This window comes from Enterococcus durans NBRC 100479 = LMG 10746 (assembly GCF_001544215.1).
Lineage (GTDB): Bacteria > Bacillota > Bacilli > Lactobacillales > Enterococcaceae > Enterococcus_B > Enterococcus_B durans.
Genome location: NZ_BCQB01000007.1, coordinates 25,212 through 41,575 on the forward strand (window position 1 = coordinate 25,212; position 16,364 = coordinate 41,575).

General features: G+C 37.6%; 17 protein-coding genes and 1 riboswitch. All 17 genes read right to left on the bottom strand.

Annotation, left to right across the window (positions count from 1 at the left end):
• Nucleotides 1-75 precede the first annotated feature (75 nt).
• Entirely contained in the window at nt 76-1,599 is a 1,524-nt protein-coding gene (locus tag ED2_RS03265) for a YfcC family protein (RefSeq protein ID WP_005878582.1), read from the bottom strand.
• A 694-nt stretch (nt 1,600-2,293) separates the two neighbouring features.
• Nucleotides 2,294-2,740, bottom strand: coding sequence for a hypothetical protein (locus ED2_RS03270; RefSeq protein ID WP_016176828.1), 447 nt, complete (start codon nt 2,738-2,740; stop codon nt 2,294-2,296).
• 14 nt (nt 2,741-2,754) lie between these two features.
• On the bottom strand, nt 2,755-3,321 hold the full coding sequence (locus ED2_RS03275; protein WP_016176829.1) for a hypothetical protein: 567 nt from the start codon (nt 3,319-3,321) through the stop codon (nt 2,755-2,757).
• A gap of 395 nt (nt 3,322-3,716) precedes the next feature.
• Complete coding sequence (locus ED2_RS03280; RefSeq protein ID WP_005878588.1) at nt 3,717-3,974, bottom strand: Txe/YoeB family addiction module toxin; 258 nt, start codon at nt 3,972-3,974, stop codon at nt 3,717-3,719.
• Nucleotides 3,967-4,236, bottom strand: a complete 270-nt coding sequence (locus ED2_RS03285; protein WP_005878590.1) for a type II toxin-antitoxin system Phd/YefM family antitoxin — start codon at nt 4,234-4,236, stop codon at nt 3,967-3,969. The genes ED2_RS03280 and ED2_RS03285 overlap by 8 nt, the downstream gene beginning before the upstream one ends.
• A 57-nt stretch (nt 4,237-4,293) precedes the next feature.
• Nucleotides 4,294-4,440, bottom strand: coding sequence for a hypothetical protein (locus tag ED2_RS15605; protein WP_155854551.1), 147 nt, complete (start codon nt 4,438-4,440; stop codon nt 4,294-4,296).
• A gap of 412 nt (nt 4,441-4,852) precedes the next feature.
• Nucleotides 4,853-5,461 carry an ECF transporter S component gene (locus tag ED2_RS03290; protein ID WP_005878592.1) on the bottom strand — a complete coding sequence of 203 codons (609 nt, stop codon included), beginning with the start codon at nt 5,459-5,461 and terminating at the stop codon, nt 4,853-4,855.
• Nucleotides 5,462-5,588: 127 nt separating this feature from the next.
• Nucleotides 5,589-5,710, bottom strand: a riboswitch (FMN riboswitch).
• A gap of 82 nt (nt 5,711-5,792) precedes the next feature.
• Entirely contained in the window at nt 5,793-6,509 is a 717-nt protein-coding gene (locus tag ED2_RS03295; RefSeq protein ID WP_005878594.1) for a pseudouridine synthase, read from the bottom strand.
• Nucleotides 6,509-7,084, bottom strand: a complete 576-nt coding sequence (scpB, locus tag ED2_RS03300) for an SMC-Scp complex subunit ScpB (protein ID WP_016176830.1) — start codon at nt 7,082-7,084, stop codon at nt 6,509-6,511. Before scpB ends, ED2_RS03295 begins: the two co-directional genes overlap by 1 nt.
• Nucleotides 7,068-7,838, bottom strand: coding sequence for a segregation/condensation protein A (locus ED2_RS03305; RefSeq protein WP_025479929.1), 771 nt, complete (start codon nt 7,836-7,838; stop codon nt 7,068-7,070). Before ED2_RS03305 ends, scpB begins: the two co-directional genes overlap by 17 nt.
• Nucleotides 7,835-8,206, bottom strand: coding sequence for a GNAT family N-acetyltransferase (locus tag ED2_RS03310; protein ID WP_005878601.1), 372 nt, complete (start codon nt 8,204-8,206; stop codon nt 7,835-7,837). The genes ED2_RS03305 and ED2_RS03310 overlap by 4 nt, the downstream gene beginning before the upstream one ends.
• Nucleotides 8,207-8,224: 18 nt before the next feature.
• Nucleotides 8,225-9,112, bottom strand: coding sequence for a site-specific tyrosine recombinase XerD (xerD, locus tag ED2_RS03315; protein WP_005878604.1), 888 nt, complete (start codon nt 9,110-9,112; stop codon nt 8,225-8,227).
• Nucleotides 9,113-9,205: 93 nt separating this feature from the next.
• The gene (gene fur, locus ED2_RS03320) at nt 9,206-9,679 is read right to left on the bottom strand and encodes a ferric iron uptake transcriptional regulator (RefSeq protein ID WP_005878606.1); all 474 of its coding nucleotides are present in this window, start codon (nt 9,677-9,679) and stop codon (nt 9,206-9,208) included.
• A 105-nt stretch (nt 9,680-9,784) separates the two neighbouring features.
• Nucleotides 9,785-10,648: a CvfB family protein gene (locus ED2_RS03325; protein WP_016176831.1), complete on the bottom strand. Its 864-nt coding sequence runs from the start codon at nt 10,646-10,648 to the stop codon at nt 9,785-9,787.
• A 208-nt stretch (nt 10,649-10,856) separates the two neighbouring features.
• Nucleotides 10,857-12,974 (bottom strand): cell division site-positioning protein MapZ family protein, encoded by a 2,118-nt coding sequence (locus ED2_RS03330; protein ID WP_016176832.1) that lies wholly within the window; start codon nt 12,972-12,974, stop codon nt 10,857-10,859.
• A gap of 390 nt (nt 12,975-13,364) precedes the next feature.
• Nucleotides 13,365-14,474 carry an RNA polymerase sigma factor RpoD gene (rpoD, locus tag ED2_RS03335; RefSeq protein WP_016176834.1) on the bottom strand — a complete coding sequence of 370 codons (1,110 nt, stop codon included), beginning with the start codon at nt 14,472-14,474 and terminating at the stop codon, nt 13,365-13,367.
• 23 nt (nt 14,475-14,497) lie between these two features.
• A complete protein-coding gene (gene dnaG, locus ED2_RS03340) occupies nt 14,498-16,342 on the bottom strand; it encodes a DNA primase (protein ID WP_005878616.1) in 1,845 nt (614 codons plus the stop codon).
• Nucleotides 16,343-16,364: the final 22 nt, after the last annotated feature.

The window sequence follows — 16,364 nt, forward strand, 5'->3', positions numbered from 1 at the left end:
CTTGGATCTTGTAACGTGTAGGTTATTGCTACACCCCATATTTCCTCTACAAATCTAAAATTTGTTAGGAGAGGATCATAACATTGCTGCTACACCTAAGATAACACAAATGGCTACAAAAAGTATAGCAATCAACTTACCAGTAAATTTCCACCATACTGAGATATCGAAGCGGGCAATTGCTACGGCACCCATCACGATTGCAGAAGTTGGTGTGATCAAGTTCACTAAACCTGATGCAGATTGATAAGCCGTGATAACTAAGTCTTTGCCGACTCCAGCAAATTCACCCATTGGTCCCATGATTCCCATCGTAGCAGCTGCTAAACCAGAAGTTGATGGGATCAAGAATGACATTGGGATATAGAAGATGAATGTCAAGATCAAGAAGACACTTGATGATAATGAACTTAGTCCTTGTTCGCCCCAATGTAAGATCGTATCTGTGATCAAACCATTGTTCATTACGACTTGGATACCGCGAGCTACTGCTACAACGATTGCTACACCGATCAAGTCAGAAGCACCAGCTAAAAACTCAGAGATAAAATCTGATTCTTTCATCCCATAAGTAAATGCCACAACGATTGCCATTACTAAGAATAGCATTGTGATTTCAGGGAAGTACCAATCACCTAGCGGAAGCATGTTCTTACCTAAAACTGTACCAACAACAGGTATACCTGTTATCCATTTTGTCAACGATTCAAAAATAGTGAAGTTTGAATTCAAAGTCGTCCAAGGAATCAAACTGATGATCATGATACCAAATGTAATAAAGAATAGAACGTTTACATGTTTTTGACGTTTCGTGATCGTTTCTTGGCGACCAATCGAATCGATATCAAAATGTTTCATGTCTTCGTCGCGTTGGTTGTAAACCAGTGATTTTGTCGGATCTTTTTCGATCTTTGATGCATAACGATAAACATATAGAATAGAAATCGTGATTAATACAACGAACATCAAGAAACGTAAGCCAATTCCTTCACCCATAGAGATACCTACAGCCTGTGAAGCAACCCCTGTGGCAAATGGGTTAACTGTTGAAGCCAAACAACCCACTTGTGAGCCTACTAAAACGATTGCAACAGCAACTACAGTATCAAAACCAACTGCCATCATTACTGGAATAAGCAACGCATAAAATGGAATCGTTTCTTCTGCCATCCCATAAGTTGATCCGCCTAGAGCAAACAAGATCATCAATACAGGAATCAACATTTTTTCTTTACCTTTAAATTTTTTCACTACAGAAGCAATCCCTGCATCTAGTGCCCCTGTCTTGTTGATGATCCCTAGGAATCCCCCAACAACCAAGATAAAGAAAGAAATCGGAATAGCCGCTGGTGTTTCTTTTGTTAGTTCTCCAGCAGGAACCCCTAACATCCCATTGATTGGTGCCATGAAAATATCCCATAGTCCTTGGGGATTTTGTTGCACTCGTTCATAAGATCCAGCAATAATATTCCCATCAGCGTCAACACCATAATGTCCTGCCGGGATGAACCATGTCAATACAGCGATAATCGCAATAATGATGAATAAGACCGTATACGCTGAAGGCATCTGAAATTTTTTCTTTTTTGTTTGTTCCATGTTCTTCTTCCTTTCTTATTTCTTTAAAATCTTTTTAGTTTCGATTCAAATGTTATTTTATCAAAAATAGCTAAATAACAAAAATAATAACTCGTGGAATCGAAAAGTTTTATTCAAAAAGGTTCGTTTTTTCTATACCTCCTTCTATAAAATTATTGGAAAGCTTTTTCATCTTTATTGTAGCGGTTTCTTTCAGCTAATAAATAAACCTATTTATCATTCAAAAAGCGATGATTTTCACACTTGTTTGTATAAAATACATTTTTATGCATTAAAGAAGAAAATACTCAAACACTATCTATAAAACGCTTACATTATTTTATATAATGTATTTTTTTTCATAAAAATAATGCGAGAAAATTTTCATTTTATTTGTTGATAACTATTCTATTCACATTTTCAGTAAAAAAATTGAGGCTGGGACAGGAGTGTTTAACTCCGAGAAATAAGAAGAAATCCACGAAAATTGCTTTTCAAATTTTTGTGGATTTCGGCTTATTTAAGAAGGAGTTGCTTCTGCTCACACCGTTTATTCGTTTTTAAAGAATGAGAAATGAGACAAAAGTGTTTCTTACTTCTCACGTTCATCGGGAAATCTGGTTGGGTCCACTAAAAATGTTGGTCTTTACGTTTATTCATGATTTTCTCAAATCTTACTATCATTTTTCTATTTCACTGTCGGTGATTCTTCCAATCAATACGTATACAAATGAAAATTATCCAATAGTTCTTTGCTGCGCTGATATTCTAAATACCAATCATTTTTTTCTTGCCGGTCTTTCTCTGTGACACCGATTGCTACATATATTTCTAGAAAAAGGCGTACACAGTTGAGGTGAAAGTAGTCGACTTGTTCTTCCACAAAAACCAATAAAAGTTCTTCCTTATTTTCCAATGAAGGGATCGGATTAAAATGACTCTGACCAACCGAAAAATACAGTTCTGATGCTGTTTCTCGTTTGATTTGATACACTTTGACATGTAGCTCCATCCACGAGAGTTTTTGCGTATTTTTCATTGAGACAAGAGCGTTGAAACATTCTCCTTCATAAGTAGACTTTGGAATCATCTCTGGGTTGATCTCTGTTAAGGTAAATCGTTCGTTCAAAATTTTTAATGCCTGTGGCACAAGTCCTCTCATTCTCCGTCCCCTCCTTAATTGATCGTTGCCCCACCTGAAAAGTTCATTAAGGTTCCCCAACCATCTTTCATTGATTCAACCATCGTACCTGTAGTTGTTACATACCCTCTCGTTTCTCCTAATGGTATGGACAAATGGCCGATTCTTTCCGTTCCATAACGATTTGCATCCAAACTTCGTAGTACTGAACGAAAAGTAGCGTACGTTTGTTTATTGATCAAATCCAAGTTTTGCACCTTTACTTGTTCCCACCAAAGAGTCTTGATTGGACTAGTCGCATTAAATCTTGTTAGTAGCTCACAATTTGTTGTATTGCCACTGCGAATAATGAAATAGGTCAAGGCAACACCAGTTGCTCTCGGCAAGAGCTGTCTTCTACTCTCATGTATTCTCTCTAATAACTCGTGCTTTTCTGTTTCTGTTAGTGGCACGTTTGAATCAATGAAAAATGTTTGGCTTACTTCATTGGTTGTTTCTTCGATCGTTAGTTTCTTCGTCATCGTTCGATTTTTTCCTCTCTCACTGATAGCGATATCTGCAAATGCATACTCTGAAAAACCAATAATAAAAAAGTTAAACAAATCAAGATGATTCCTTCTATTTTTGACATCATAAGTCACTTACTCAATTTATTGTCATTAGCTACTTCTTTTTGCTATACTCCTTCCTGATTTATTTTTTCAATGTAGCTAAGTTCAACCATTCCTTGTATCTCGAATGACTATTTCAAGAATGCTAATCACCAGTCAAAGGGAATAAATGTTATTTAAAATAGGATTTTTCTGATTTTCCCCTTATCTAATTTATATGTACAGTATAATTCATCCTCTGTATCTTTACTATAATAACAAGGTATATGTAATTTTAAAACAGCAAAAAAGCTTAGAAGAAGTGGCTCTATAATTTATGAGAGTGGGACAAAAATCAGAAAAAAACTGATTTTCGTCCCACTCTCCCTTCATTTATTTTCTATTAATTAATAATGGTCTTTTGCAGAATAGATAAATATCGTTTCATTTTCAACTCTATATATCAGTCTGTGTTCATCTGTAATTCTTCTTGACCATTTCCCAGATAAATCGTGCTTTAACGGCTCAGGCTTTCCTAATCCATTAAAAGGGGAACGATCAATGTCTTTTATCAATTTATTAATCTTTTTTATATTGCTTTTGTTTCCTTGCTCATACCAATAAAGATAATCGTTCCATGCGTCATCAGACCATGCCTTAATCATCAGATTCGACCTCAATTAAGTCATGTTTCTTAAATGTACCTTTTGAAAACTGTTCGTCCCCTCTACGAATTTTTTCCATCACGTAATTGTTAGAAAGTGTTCTCAATGTTTCTTGCATAGAATCATAATCTCTTTTTGATAATACAACAACTGTATCATCAACATCTTTACTTGTTACGATAAGTGTTTCAGCATCTTCATTTACTTGTTTCATATAACCACGCAAATTTTTTCGGAAGTTTGAATAAGATACTGCTTCCATTCCTATCACCCTTTTTTATTTCTATACAACATACTGTACAATATGTTGTACAATTATTCAAATGATAAAGCCTTCATTAGGTTCATTTTTTATTTCCTGGTTACGTCTATCTTTGTTGTTTTCTTCGTACTTATCAATTTTATCTATTGCTTTTTCTTCCCTATCAATTCCATCGACAAAGTAAGGTCGATATTTTTCTACCAATCCAAAATGATCAAGTTTCGAGATATCAAGTAACTTATTTCGCGTATCTTCATAAAACTTACAACCTTCAACAATCGCTTTTCATTCTTTTTCTACAACGTCACGTAGTCGTTCTTGTAAGTCAGGAACTGAAATAATATTTTTAGCTTTAATGATATTTAAAGCCCTAACAAATTGAAATGAATTGATTTTTCGTTGATTATTCGTTTTACTACCGCTATTTTCTGTACGAATATTCCAGTGACCCCATCTCTAGCAAAAAAATGGTAGAAACAGAGCTATCTTCTTTTCCTGACATTGTACGATTTGCTTAGGCACATTAATAAACAGCAAAAAAGCTTAGAAGAAACATCATTATCTACATGAGAATCTTCCAAGCTTTACATTTTATAAGTTATTTAATGATTGATAGCTATTTTATTACCGTATGTCGCTGTTCCAGTTTATGTTGTTTGCGACTTAACCAAGGGAGTAGTTTTGCATGCAACACTAGGAACGCTGCACTAACGATAAATCCTTTGATCAAATTAAACGGTACGATACCGATCAACACGTAATTTGTTAAAGGCATCCCCAACATCTGATTCGCATTTAAACCAAGAAACATCAGGTATAATGGCGTGATCACGAAATAGTTGGCTACGCTCATGAACAAAGTCATCGCAAGAGTACCAGAAATCACTCCAGCAAATTTATTTCTACCTTCATTTTTTTTCTTTCTAAAGAAGTAGAATATCGGTAATGTAAAGATCGATGTTGCTAAGAAACTTGCCGCATCTCCTACTAGATTATCTGGTGAAAAGCCAGTAGTCACTAGATGTAGGATTGAACGCAAGAATGCTGTGACTACGCCTGCTAGTGGTCCAAATAAAAACATACTGATCAGTACTGGGATATCACTAAAGTCGATCTTTAGAAAACCAAAAGCTGGCATGATTGGAAATGCAAAATATTGCAAAACCAAACCGATCGCAGCAAACATTGCTACAGCGACCATTTTTTGTACACGGGTGTTCTTCATTTGAAATCCTCCTGTTAGGACTCCTCTTCAGCGAACTTTTTTAACGACTCGATCATTTGCAAATAAAAAAACTCTCCTTAGCACAGGGAGAGTTAGAGTTATTTGGCAAAAGTCTGCGTCAAATAAGCTCTATCTTCTTTATCCAGACTGTACTGTCGGTACCGGAATTTCACCGGTTCAGCTACTTGAAAAGTAGGTCGTGGACTTTAACCACCGGTCGGGAATTTCACCCTGCCCCTGAAGACGAACCATTTATGATTTTTTGTTTACCCTTTCATTATACATACCTTTAGAAAAAATGCAATCTTTTATACTTATAATTAGTAAGTAATTATTTTGAGTGATTCAATAAACTGCTTACTTCCTTTTTGTTCAACTCACGATAGTCTCCAGGACGCAAGCCTTGAAGCGTCAAATCACCATATTTTTCACGCTTTAGTTTTTGGACGGGTAGCCCTACTGCCTGCAGCATATTTTTGACTTGGTGGTTGCGGCCTTCATGGATAGTCAATTCCACGATACTATGGTTTGTCTTTGGATCTACAGACAAGATTTGATATCTAGCTGGAGAAGTCCATTTTCCTTCGATTTTGACACCTTTAGTGATCGGTGCTAGGTTAGACTTCGTGGCAATACCTTTTACTTTAGCAACATATACTTTATCTACTTCATGTTTTGGATGGGTCAAACGTTGTGCAAAATCACCGTCGTTTGTCAATAACAGGATGCCTGATGTATCATAATCCAAACGTCCAACTGGGTAGATCCGTTCCTTGACCATCGGAAGAAGATCGGTCACAACTTTACGTCCTTTATCATCAGCGACTGCTGAAATGACCCCTCTTGGTTTATACAATAGATAGTAGCCAAATTCTTCTTGATAGATCGGCACTTCATCTACTTCGATCACATCATTTTTCGTTACTTTGACCCCTAGTTCTTTGATGACTTGGCCATTGACTTTCACTCTGCCAGCTAAAATATATTCTTCTGCTTTGCGTCGTGAAGTTATGCCAGCATGGGCAATTACTTTTTGTAGTCTTTCCATTACGATTGTTCTCCTTCATTCGTTCCATCAAAAAATAGATCTAATGGTGCATCTTCTTTTAATGAAAGTTCCATTTCTTGTATATCCGGTAATTCTTTCAGCGATTTGAGACCAAAGTAATCTAAGAAATAAGAAGTTGTCCCGTATAATATCGGACGTCCTGGTCCTTCTACTCTCCCTTTTTCCTCAATCAGATTGTGGGCAGATAGACGTTGAACGGCCCCTGAAACTTGTACACCTCGGATTTGTTCGATCTCGACTCTTGTGATTGGCTGTTTGTAGGCAATGATTGCCAAAGTTTCAACAGCTGCTTGGGAAAGCGTATTTGACGTTCCTTGAGCATACCGTTTCAACAACGGCGCTAGCTCTTTTTTGGTCGTCAAAACGATATGCGCCTCTGTCTCCAAAATATGTAATGCACTCGTTGTGTCATTTTCATATCTCTCTTCTAGCTCTGCGACCAGTCGTAGTACTTCCTCTTTGTCGATTGCTAAAATATGGCTGATTTCATCTAAGGCGATTCCTTCTTCACCGACTATAAAAAGAATCGCTTCAAGTTCACTTAATTTCGTCATTGTTGGTATCTCCTATTGCTGGATAAAGCATGATTGATTCATAATTTTCTTCTTGTTGGGCAACGATCTGTCCATTTTTCATCATCTCTAATATTGCCATAAAGGTTGTCACGATCTCTGTTTTTGAGGGCGATTCAAAAAAAGAATCAAAAGTGCAACCTTGTTTGTTTCTTTTTAAACGCTCTTCAACAAAGATGATCCGCTCCTCGATCGTTGTATCGTCTGGCGCAATGGTCTTTTCAATTTTTTTCGAAAATTGCTTTCGTTCCAAAATCTTCTGCATTGCACGAAACAAATCGACTTGCTTCACTTGTCCACGTTTCAACGGCCTTTCCTGTCCGATCAAGTCATCAACGGCTAGTGGTTCTTTTGTAAAATACAAGCTTCTTTCCTGTGCTTTTTCTGTTAGTTTTTCAGCAGCATATTTGTATTTCCGATATTCAAGCAACTGATTCACTAACTCATCGCGCGGATCTTCTTCCCAATAGCCGTCTTCTTCAATGATTGTTTCTTGAACAGGCAGTAAAGTCTTGCTTTTGATAGCCATCAAGGTAGCAGCCATCACCAGGTATTCTCCCGCAACTGCAAGTTCTAGCGTCTTCATGGTATGGATATAATTCATGTATTGTTCCGTGATCGTCGCAATAGGGATATCATAAATATCGATTTCCATTTGCTGGATCAAATGAAGAAGGAGATCCAATGGTCCTTCAAATACATCTAATTTGATATTGATCTCTGTCACCGTGTTCACTCTTTCTTCTTTTTCTCATTCAGCCATTTGGTAAAATAAGGCTCTGTGATCTCTGTGGCACGAATTTTCTTTTCAGGATATTTCTGTTCAAGTTCATCCAACATTAGAAAGCCCATCTTTTCTCCACGATAAGAAGGATTCAACGCTACATCATGAATGACTAGTTCCTCTTCATCTCCCCAATAAACGCCAATGATCCCTTGGATATTGGTTGAGCCTTCAGGAGTGAAGAAGAAAATCTCATACTTTTCTTCTGTTTCATACGTATCGATCTCTTTCAGCCGGTTTTCTTTATCCGCTAATTTCTTGTGGAAACTTAAAAGTCCCATAGCGATTTTACGATTTTCTTTTCGGTAATGTGTTAACATTTTTTCACCTTCCTATGACTAAGCCCTTGGAAAATGCTGCTTATAAACATCCGTCATTCTTTTCTTCGTGATATGTGTATAGATTTGGGTCGTTGATATATCCGCATGGCCTAGCAATTCTTGAACAGTTCGGAGGTCCGCACCGTTTTCAAGTAAATGAGTAGCAAAACTATGGCGTAAAGTATGTGGCGTCACTTCTTTTGTGATACCGGCATCACGCACTAATTGTTTCAAATTTTTCCAAATACCTTGTCGTGATAATCCTGAACCATGATTATTCACGAAAACGTGGACTTCAGTAGCGTCTTTGACAAGTAATGGTCTCACTTCGTCTAAATAACGTTCCAACCATTGGATTGCATAATCACCTAAAGGAATGATTCTTTCTTTATCTCCTTTACCGATCGTCTGTACTAACCCTAAAGATAAATGCAGATCGCTCAATTTCAAACCGATCAGTTCACTCACCCGCATTCCTGTAGCATACATGACTTCCAGTATTGCGCGATCTCTGATCCCCAGATTTTTGGTTGTATCTGGAGCTTCGATCAGACGTTCAACTTCTTTCAAAGACAGTGTGCTAGGTAACTTTTGGGCTTTTTTAGGTGTATCGATATGCTGCATCGGATCATGATCAGTAATACGTTCTTGGCGTAAGAATTGATGAAATCTTCTTAAACTTGTGATCATCCGTGTGACAGTCGCGGGTGCTTTTTTTTCATCATGCATCTTCTCTAGATAACTGATCACTATGAAACGATCGACATCTTGCCATGCAGTAATTTTTTTTTCCTCCAAAAAATGAAGGTATTGCGCTAAATCACGTTCATAACTTTTTCTAGTATTTAATGATAATCCTCGTTCAATCGTCAGATAGTGGAGATAATCATTGAGTTCTTCTTTCATAATAATCCACCTCGTGCTACTCTATCATATCAGATAGCCTTCTTTTTCGATAGTCTCTTTTAGGTGCAGACAAAGAAAAAGCCGTCTGTTCCATTAGACGGTTTTACTTTCTTTTTCCTGATTATAACATTTTTGGCAGATACCGTGAAAAGTTAAGCGATGATCTTTTACTAAAAAGTGATAGCGGTCCTCTACTACTTCTTCTACCTGAATCAATAGATCTTCTTCCACTTCTTCGATCGTTCCACATTTCAAGCATAATAAATGATGGTGGAAATGTTTAGCCCCTTCTTTTCGCAAGTCATATCGTGCAACACCGTCGTTAAAGTTCACCTTATCGATGATTTTTAGATCAGTTAATATTTCTAATGTACGATACACCGTAGCTAAACCAATTTCTGGGCTTTTCTTTTTTACTAGAAAAAAAACTTCTTCTGCGGATAAGTGTTCTTTTTCATTTTCTAACAGAACAAGCAAAGTTGCTTCTCTTTGCGGGGTCAGTTTAAACCCAGATTCGTGTAACTGCTGTTTTGTTTTTTTCATTACTGACATAGCGTTCATAACCATTTTTTTCAACCCCAACAATTTATAATAATTATAATTAACCAGACTATTTTTACTCTCTAAATTAAAATAATTATAAGCTAGTTAAGAAAAACATGCAAGCCATTCTCAATTAGAATTTTTATTTCGTTTCGTTACACCATCTTCTTGCTTGATCAATCCTTGTTTCAATAGATTGCCTAGTGCACGTTTGAATGCTCCCTTGCTGATTCCAAATGCTTTCATGATCTCTTCTGGATCTGATTTATCTGTGAAATTGATTTGCTGATCGGCAGACCGTTCGATGATCGTTAAAATCATTTGTGCATCATCAGAAATTGCTTCATATGCTCTTGGCTTCAAAGAGATGTTTAGTACCCCATCTGGTCTGACACCGACTACCCGGCCTTTTACCTGTTCTCCGAGTCTTGGTTCATTGTATCGTTCAGATGGATGGATGAATCCTAGGTAAAAATCATCTGTCAATATATAGGTACCAGTTAATTTTAAGCGATACGCTGTCCCAGTGATATCTTTGTTTTTCATTTCTTCTGTTCCAAATTTACTTAATGATTTAAAGATTTTTTCATCCGCTAAACTACCCCAAATACGATCCTTCGCATCCACTTTTAGAGAAATCATCAAACGGTCGCCTTTTTTAGGCCAGAGTTCTGTCATTGTAGGTAATTCATCTAGTGAAACGACAAAATCTTTATCGGGCAAGCCGATGTCTACAAAAACCCCTAGATCTTTTCTGGAAGAAGTGACTGTGCCAAACGCGTAATGTCCGATCCGACTTTTCGGTATCACTGTTGTAAAACGGTTTTCGTGCTTTTGATTTTGGTAGCCGAATCCCTCAACCGCTTCACCGATCCGATGTTCGCCTTCTACTTTACTTAATCCAAAAGTTTGTCCATTTTTTTGAACAAAATAATTTTTTTCATTTTCATCAATTACCATACCGGTAAATATCGTTGCTAATAATTCATTCATTTTATTTCTCCTTTATACGAAAGACAGATTATCTCTGCCAACTTTCTTTGCTATCATACCATAATGTCCCTTTGATTAGTAGCGGGTTACCCAGCAATAACTACAAAAAAACTTAGGCTCCTCATTTCCCAACATACTGAATAGAGATCCCCTACTCATGTTGAATAGAAAAATAAAGTAAACCTAAGTTTTTGTTCTGCGCATCCTTTTAACGACTGCCGTTACCGCCAAACCAGCCTGTTTTACAGTTGATCGTCACAATATAAAATGGTAACGCACTTTCACCGATTCCATTCATTAATGAGGATTTGGTAGAAGTTGCATAAAGATTGTAATACCCTTGGCCATTTTCGATTCTAACTTTTTCCAACCGATAACCGCCTTGAACGATGTATCCTCGCTGAATACATGTATTAATCACGCTTTCTTGAACACCGGGTGCCCAATTCCAAGCTGCATTTGCTGTATCTGCTACATCACTTTGACGTGTAGCCATGATTGGCTGATTCGCAGAATTTTTATTTACTGAAGAAGAATTCGCTGCTTGCTGTGCAGCTTGCGCTTGTGCTGCTTGTGCTGCTTGTGCTGCAGCCTGTGCTTTTCTTGCTGCCTCTGCTGCTTCTGCTGCTTTCTTCGCTTCTTCTGCCTTTTTCGCTTCCTCTTCTTTTTTCTGTTGTTCCTCTTTCTTGGTCAATATATCATCTACTTGTTTTAACTGATCTTTTAGAGTCACAGCTAACTCTTGATTTTTCACCTGATCTACAGCCTTTTGTGCATCTGTATATTGCTCACGAGTTGCAGAGTCTGCGACTTTATCATCAGCGAAAACGATATTGGTTTTCTCTTTCGCTGTTTGCAGTTGATCGTATTGTGCCTCAGCTTCATCTTGCGCTTTTTTTAGCAGTTGTCCAAAATCAGAATCGTCTGTTGCGAAACGTTTGATTTCTTGGTCCGCTTTTAATTTCAGATCATCAGCTAAGTGATCATCAATGATCGCCTCAGTAGTAAACAACTCGTTGACACCTTTGATATCTTTTACCTTTGTTTGGATATCTTCATACGTTTTTTCTAGATCAGCATAGCCTTTTTCTCCTTTGACCTCATTCAACGATGTTTTTAACTTCGTCAAATCTTGATTGATCATAGAAGTACGTAAAAACTGATGCGCCCCATCATAGTAAAAAGTAGCGAGTGTCTTCTTCAACTCATTTACTTTTCGCTGTTGCTTTTTCGCTTCTGCTGCAATTTGTGCTTGAACCGTTTGCTGGTGATCATAATACGCCCAGCCGCCCGCTCCAATCAGTACCGCAACTGCCAATACTATATACGGGATTTTTTTTGATTTTTTCTTTTTAGCCGCTTTTTTGTCATCCTCATTTTCTTCTGATAATGGCAATTCTTCCTTTTGAGACTCTGTTTCAGGAATCACCGTTTCAGGAGTCGGCTGTTGTGTTTCATTTTCTTTCGTATCAGTTGCCTCTTCGCTCTTCTTGATAGAAACAGCAATAGGTGTATCTATCTCTTTTTCCGAATCAGAAAGTGGCTTATTCGTTTTTATTGTCTCTAATGGTCCACTGTTTTCTTCTTTTACTTTGTTTTCTTCTTTTACTTCTTCTACTTCTTTTCCCGCCTTTTCCTCTTCCTTTATGGATTCGATTACTGGCGGTACCTCTTCTTCCAATCGTGCTTTTGCTTCTAGCGGTTTTGATACCTCTGCTTTTTCTGATACAGATGCATCTTTGTCTTCTTGCATTTGATCTGAAGATCGACCCTCTTTTGCTGCGATTTTATCGTTGATCATCTTCATCAATTCTTTTGCATGCTCTTCAGTCGTATCTTCACGATGGGCTTTGATGTAGGCAGCTAAGATGGAATTTTCTTCTTCCTGATCCACAAATTCCTTTAGTTCCGCCACTCGTTTTTTCTGTTCAGTATCTATTGTTTTTTCAAGAGACTGGTCTTTTGGCTGATCTTTTGTTTGTTCTTCTTTCACCAGCTTTTTCTCTATCGTCAGCGATTGCTTTTCTTCTTTATCATTCAAGTTCGTTGCCGTTTGCGACATTGTGTTTTCTTCAGGGGTTACATCATTTTTAAAGATTTCCATCACAGATTCCAAAGGTAGATCTTTTAGTTCTGACCACTCGATTGGATCATTTAATTCACTATCTGGAAAAACTTCTTCTGAAGAACCCTCGTGTGACTGGGTAATTGATTCGTTTTCTTCATTGGTGTGTTGATCTATCTCTTCGATTTGATAACCGCAATCAGGACAAGTCGATTTGTCCTCGATTTTATCTGATCCACACTTTGGACATTTTTTTATCACTTAGGGATCGGCTCCTTTTGTTAGGTTTACGCTATCATTAAATCTACCATATTCTGAACCTCACGCCAATAGCCTATTTTTATGATTTCCATAAAATTGCTTGAAACAATTATTTTCTTTTTTAGAATTATTGGTTTTTCCAACAATTGATTCTAAAAAATGCTTGATGTAATGTGATGGTCTGTGATCGAGAAATTCTTATTTATTCAGTAAAGATGGATATTCAATAGTGAATCGAAAAAGCAAAAAACCAGGACAGAAATGTATAATTTCTGTTCTGGTTGTTCTACTTTGAGTGATTCCACGAAGAGTGTGGGAGCAGAAGCAACTCCGAGAAATAAGCCGAAATTCTCGGAGTTAAACACTTCTGTCCCAATCTTATTGCAGATACTATTCTAAGAAATCTTTCAATTGTTTTGAGCGAGAAGGATGGCGTAGTTTTCTCAATGCCTTCGCTTCGATTTGACGGATACGTTCTCTTGTAACCCCAAACACTTTTCCGACCTCTTCTAATGTTCTAGTGCGTCCGTCATCTAAACCAAAACGCAAACGCAGAACATTTTCTTCACGGTCAGTCAAGGTATCTAATACATCTTCTAATTGTTCTTTCAATAATTCATACGCTGCATGTTCCGCAGGACTCGTTGCTTCTTGGTCTTCAATGAAATCACCTAGATGTGAATCGTCTTCTTCACCGATTGGTGTTTCTAAAGAAACTGGTTCTTGCGCAATTTTCAATATTTCACGTACTTTTTCTGTAGGGAGATCCATTTCTGCACCGATTTCTTCAGGTGTTGGTTCTCTTCCAAGGTCTTGCAGTAATTGACGTTGGATACGGATCAATTTATTGATTGTTTCAACCATATGCACTGGGATACGGATCGTACGCGCTTGGTCAGCGATGGCACGAGTGATTGCTTGACGGATCCACCAAGTAGCATACGTAGAAAATTTAAATCCCTTACGGTAATCAAATTTTTCAACAGCCTTCATCAATCCCATGTTACCTTCTTGGATCAAGTCTAAAAATTGCATACCTCGTCCTACATATCTTTTAGCAATACTTACAACCAAACGAAGGTTTGCTTCAGCTAAACGCTGTTTTGCTTCTTGGTCGCCTTCTTCGATTTTCAATGCTAGAGCTACTTCTTCTTCTGCTGTTAAAAGGGACACACGGCCGATTTCTTTTAAATACATTCTTACAGGATCATTGATCTTTACACCCGTTGGCGCAGATAGATCTTCAGTCTTCGCTTGTTCTGCTTTTTTCTCTGCACTCTTTAAACTGTGAACAGATGGTTCGCCGTTTTCATCAACGACACTGATTCCTGCATCTTCCACTTTTTGGATCAATTTATCCATTTCGTCTGCATTCAACGTGAATGGTGTCGCAAGTTTATTTGAAAGATCATCATATACAACTTGTTTTTTTGGTTTGTTTTCTTTGATAAAAGCTGCTACCGCTGCTTCATACTTTTTCTTTTCTGTTACATTTGCCATAAAAGAAGGCCCCCCTTGAGTAGCTATTCGGCTTTTTTTAACTGTTTTGTTAAATCAATGATTTCAATCGTCAATTCCAACTCCAACTGCTTATTACCAGTTCTTCTAGCTTCTTGCTGCATCTGTTTTTTTATCATTATTTCATCAGCTAAACCAGATTTACTGATCACTCGCAATAGGTCTTGGATCTCCCTTGGCGTACTTTCTTCTGCCACGCGCAAGTATTCGATCTCCACCACTAACCGCCTTAATTTTTCATCTTGCAAAAAGTCTAAAAACTCTGCAAGGTTGAATTCATCATGTTGTGATACAAATGCATCGAATAAAAAATAGACCTCTGCATAAGTATCATGGATAAACTGGAAATTCTGCTCTTTTAGAAGATTACGAACAGAAACCTCTTTGAATATCCGATACAAAAGTATCTGTTCTGCTTTTTCAACCTGGGTCAGCGGTCTTTTTTTCGCTGTACTTGTTTTGACAGCTTGTCTTTCTGGGACCACCGTTGGCTGTTGTTCTGTGCGACTTCGCTGATTTTCTCGTCGAAGTTCTCTCAATTGCGTCTGGATCGTTTCACGGTTCACTTGAAATTCAGCTGCTAATTGCGAGAGATACATATCTTGTTCGATCGGTGACACGACCTTACTTAACTCCGTGATCACCTCTTCAAGATATTCTATTTTATCTTTTTCATTATCTAAATTCTTTTCTTGCTTCAAATAGCGGCTTTTAAATGTAAATACCGTTTCTCGACCATGGGAAAGCAATTCATTGAAAGACTCGTTTCCATATTTACGTAAATATTCATCAGGATCAAGTTTTTCTGGTATCACAATGATCGATAGGCGTAATCGACTATTTTGCCGAAGCAATTCAATTCCTCGATTTGTTGCTTCAAAACCTGCCTTATCACCATCATAACAAAAGACTAGCTCTTTTGTTAAACGTTCGATATGCTGGATCTGTTGATTTGTTAAACTAGTCCCCATAGAAGCAATGCCATTTTTTATGCCTGCTTGCCACGCTGCAATCACATCCATGAAACCTTCAAATAAAAGAACTTCACCACTTTTTCGGATTTCACTTCTGGCTTTGTCTAAATTAAACAACACTTGTCTTTTATTGAACAACTCTGTTTCAGGACTATTTAAGTACTTAGGCTGGTCTTTTTCTTGTCCTTTTTTCGGTGCGAGCCAGCGCCCAGAAAAACCAATCGTTCGTCCCTGTGGATTCTTGATCGGAAACATGACTCTTTGATAAAACCGATCTGATAATCGGCCATCATCATGGGATACAAATAAACCAGAACGTTCCAAAACTTCTTGATCATAGTTTTCATTTTTAAATACTTGATTTAAAAATGACCGCTCATTTGGTGCAAATCCAATTTTGAACTCGGCAATCAGTTCCTCTGTCAGCCCTCGTTGGAGCAGATAGTTCAAAGCTTGTTCACCTGCTTTTGTATGAAGCAACATGTGATGATACACTTCTTCTGCTTTTTCATGGGCTAAAATCAATTTTCCGTTTATTGAGTCACTGTTTTCAACAGGCAACGCTTGATTACGCCACTGTTCTTCCAAAGGGATTTGTTCAAAATCAGCAACTTTTATCACTGCTTCCGGAAAATTAAGCCCTTCTAGCTCTTGGAGAAAGGTAAAGACATTTCCTCCTTTTCCGCAACCAAAGCAATGAAAAATCTGCTTATCTTCAGCCACTGAAAAAGATGGCGTTCTTTCTTCATGAAATGGACATAACCCTAAGTAATTTTTTCCAGATTTTTTTAATTGGACATATTGCCCAATTACCTCAACGATGTTCGTTTGACTTCGGATCGATTCAATGACTTCTTGAGGTATTCGCTGAGCCATGTTTTCACCCCCTGTAAGCAAT

Bases quoted from the DNA above. Each gene is read 5' to 3' on its own strand.
- ED2_RS03325 (WP_016176831.1), bottom strand. From the start codon at position 10,648: ATGAATGAATTATTAGCAACGATATTTACCGGTATGGTAATTGATGAA.
- ED2_RS03285 (WP_005878590.1), bottom strand. From the start codon at position 4,236: ATGGAAGCAGTATCTTATTCAAACTTCCGAAAAAATTTGCGTGGTTAT.
- dnaG (WP_005878616.1), bottom strand. From the start codon at position 16,342: ATGGCTCAGCGAATACCTCAAGAAGTCATTGAATCGATCCGAAGTCAA.
- ED2_RS03290 (WP_005878592.1), bottom strand. From the start codon at position 5,461: ATGAAGAACACCCGTGTACAAAAAATGGTCGCTGTAGCAATGTTTGCT.
- ED2_RS03295 (WP_005878594.1), bottom strand. From the start codon at position 6,509: ATGGAAAGACTACAAAAAGTAATTGCCCATGCTGGCATAACTTCACGA.
- ED2_RS03270 (WP_016176828.1), bottom strand. From the start codon at position 2,740: ATGAGAGGACTTGTGCCACAGGCATTAAAAATTTTGAACGAACGATTT.
- ED2_RS03310 (WP_005878601.1), bottom strand. From the start codon at position 8,206: ATGTTAACACATTACCGAAAAGAAAATCGTAAAATCGCTATGGGACTT.
- ED2_RS03280 (WP_005878588.1), bottom strand. From the start codon at position 3,974: ATGATTAAGGCATGGTCTGATGACGCATGGAACGATTATCTTTATTGG.
- scpB (WP_016176830.1), bottom strand. From the start codon at position 7,084: ATGACGAAATTAAGTGAACTTGAAGCGATTCTTTTTATAGTCGGTGAA.
- ED2_RS03265 (WP_005878582.1), bottom strand. From the start codon at position 1,599: ATGGAACAAACAAAAAAGAAAAAATTTCAGATGCCTTCAGCGTATACG.
- rpoD (WP_016176834.1), bottom strand. From the start codon at position 14,474: ATGGCAAATGTAACAGAAAAGAAAAAGTATGAAGCAGCGGTAGCAGCT.
- fur (WP_005878606.1), bottom strand. From the start codon at position 9,679: ATGGTTATGAACGCTATGTCAGTAATGAAAAAAACAAAACAGCAGTTA.
- xerD (WP_005878604.1), bottom strand. From the start codon at position 9,112: ATGAAAGAAGAACTCAATGATTATCTCCACTATCTGACGATTGAACGA.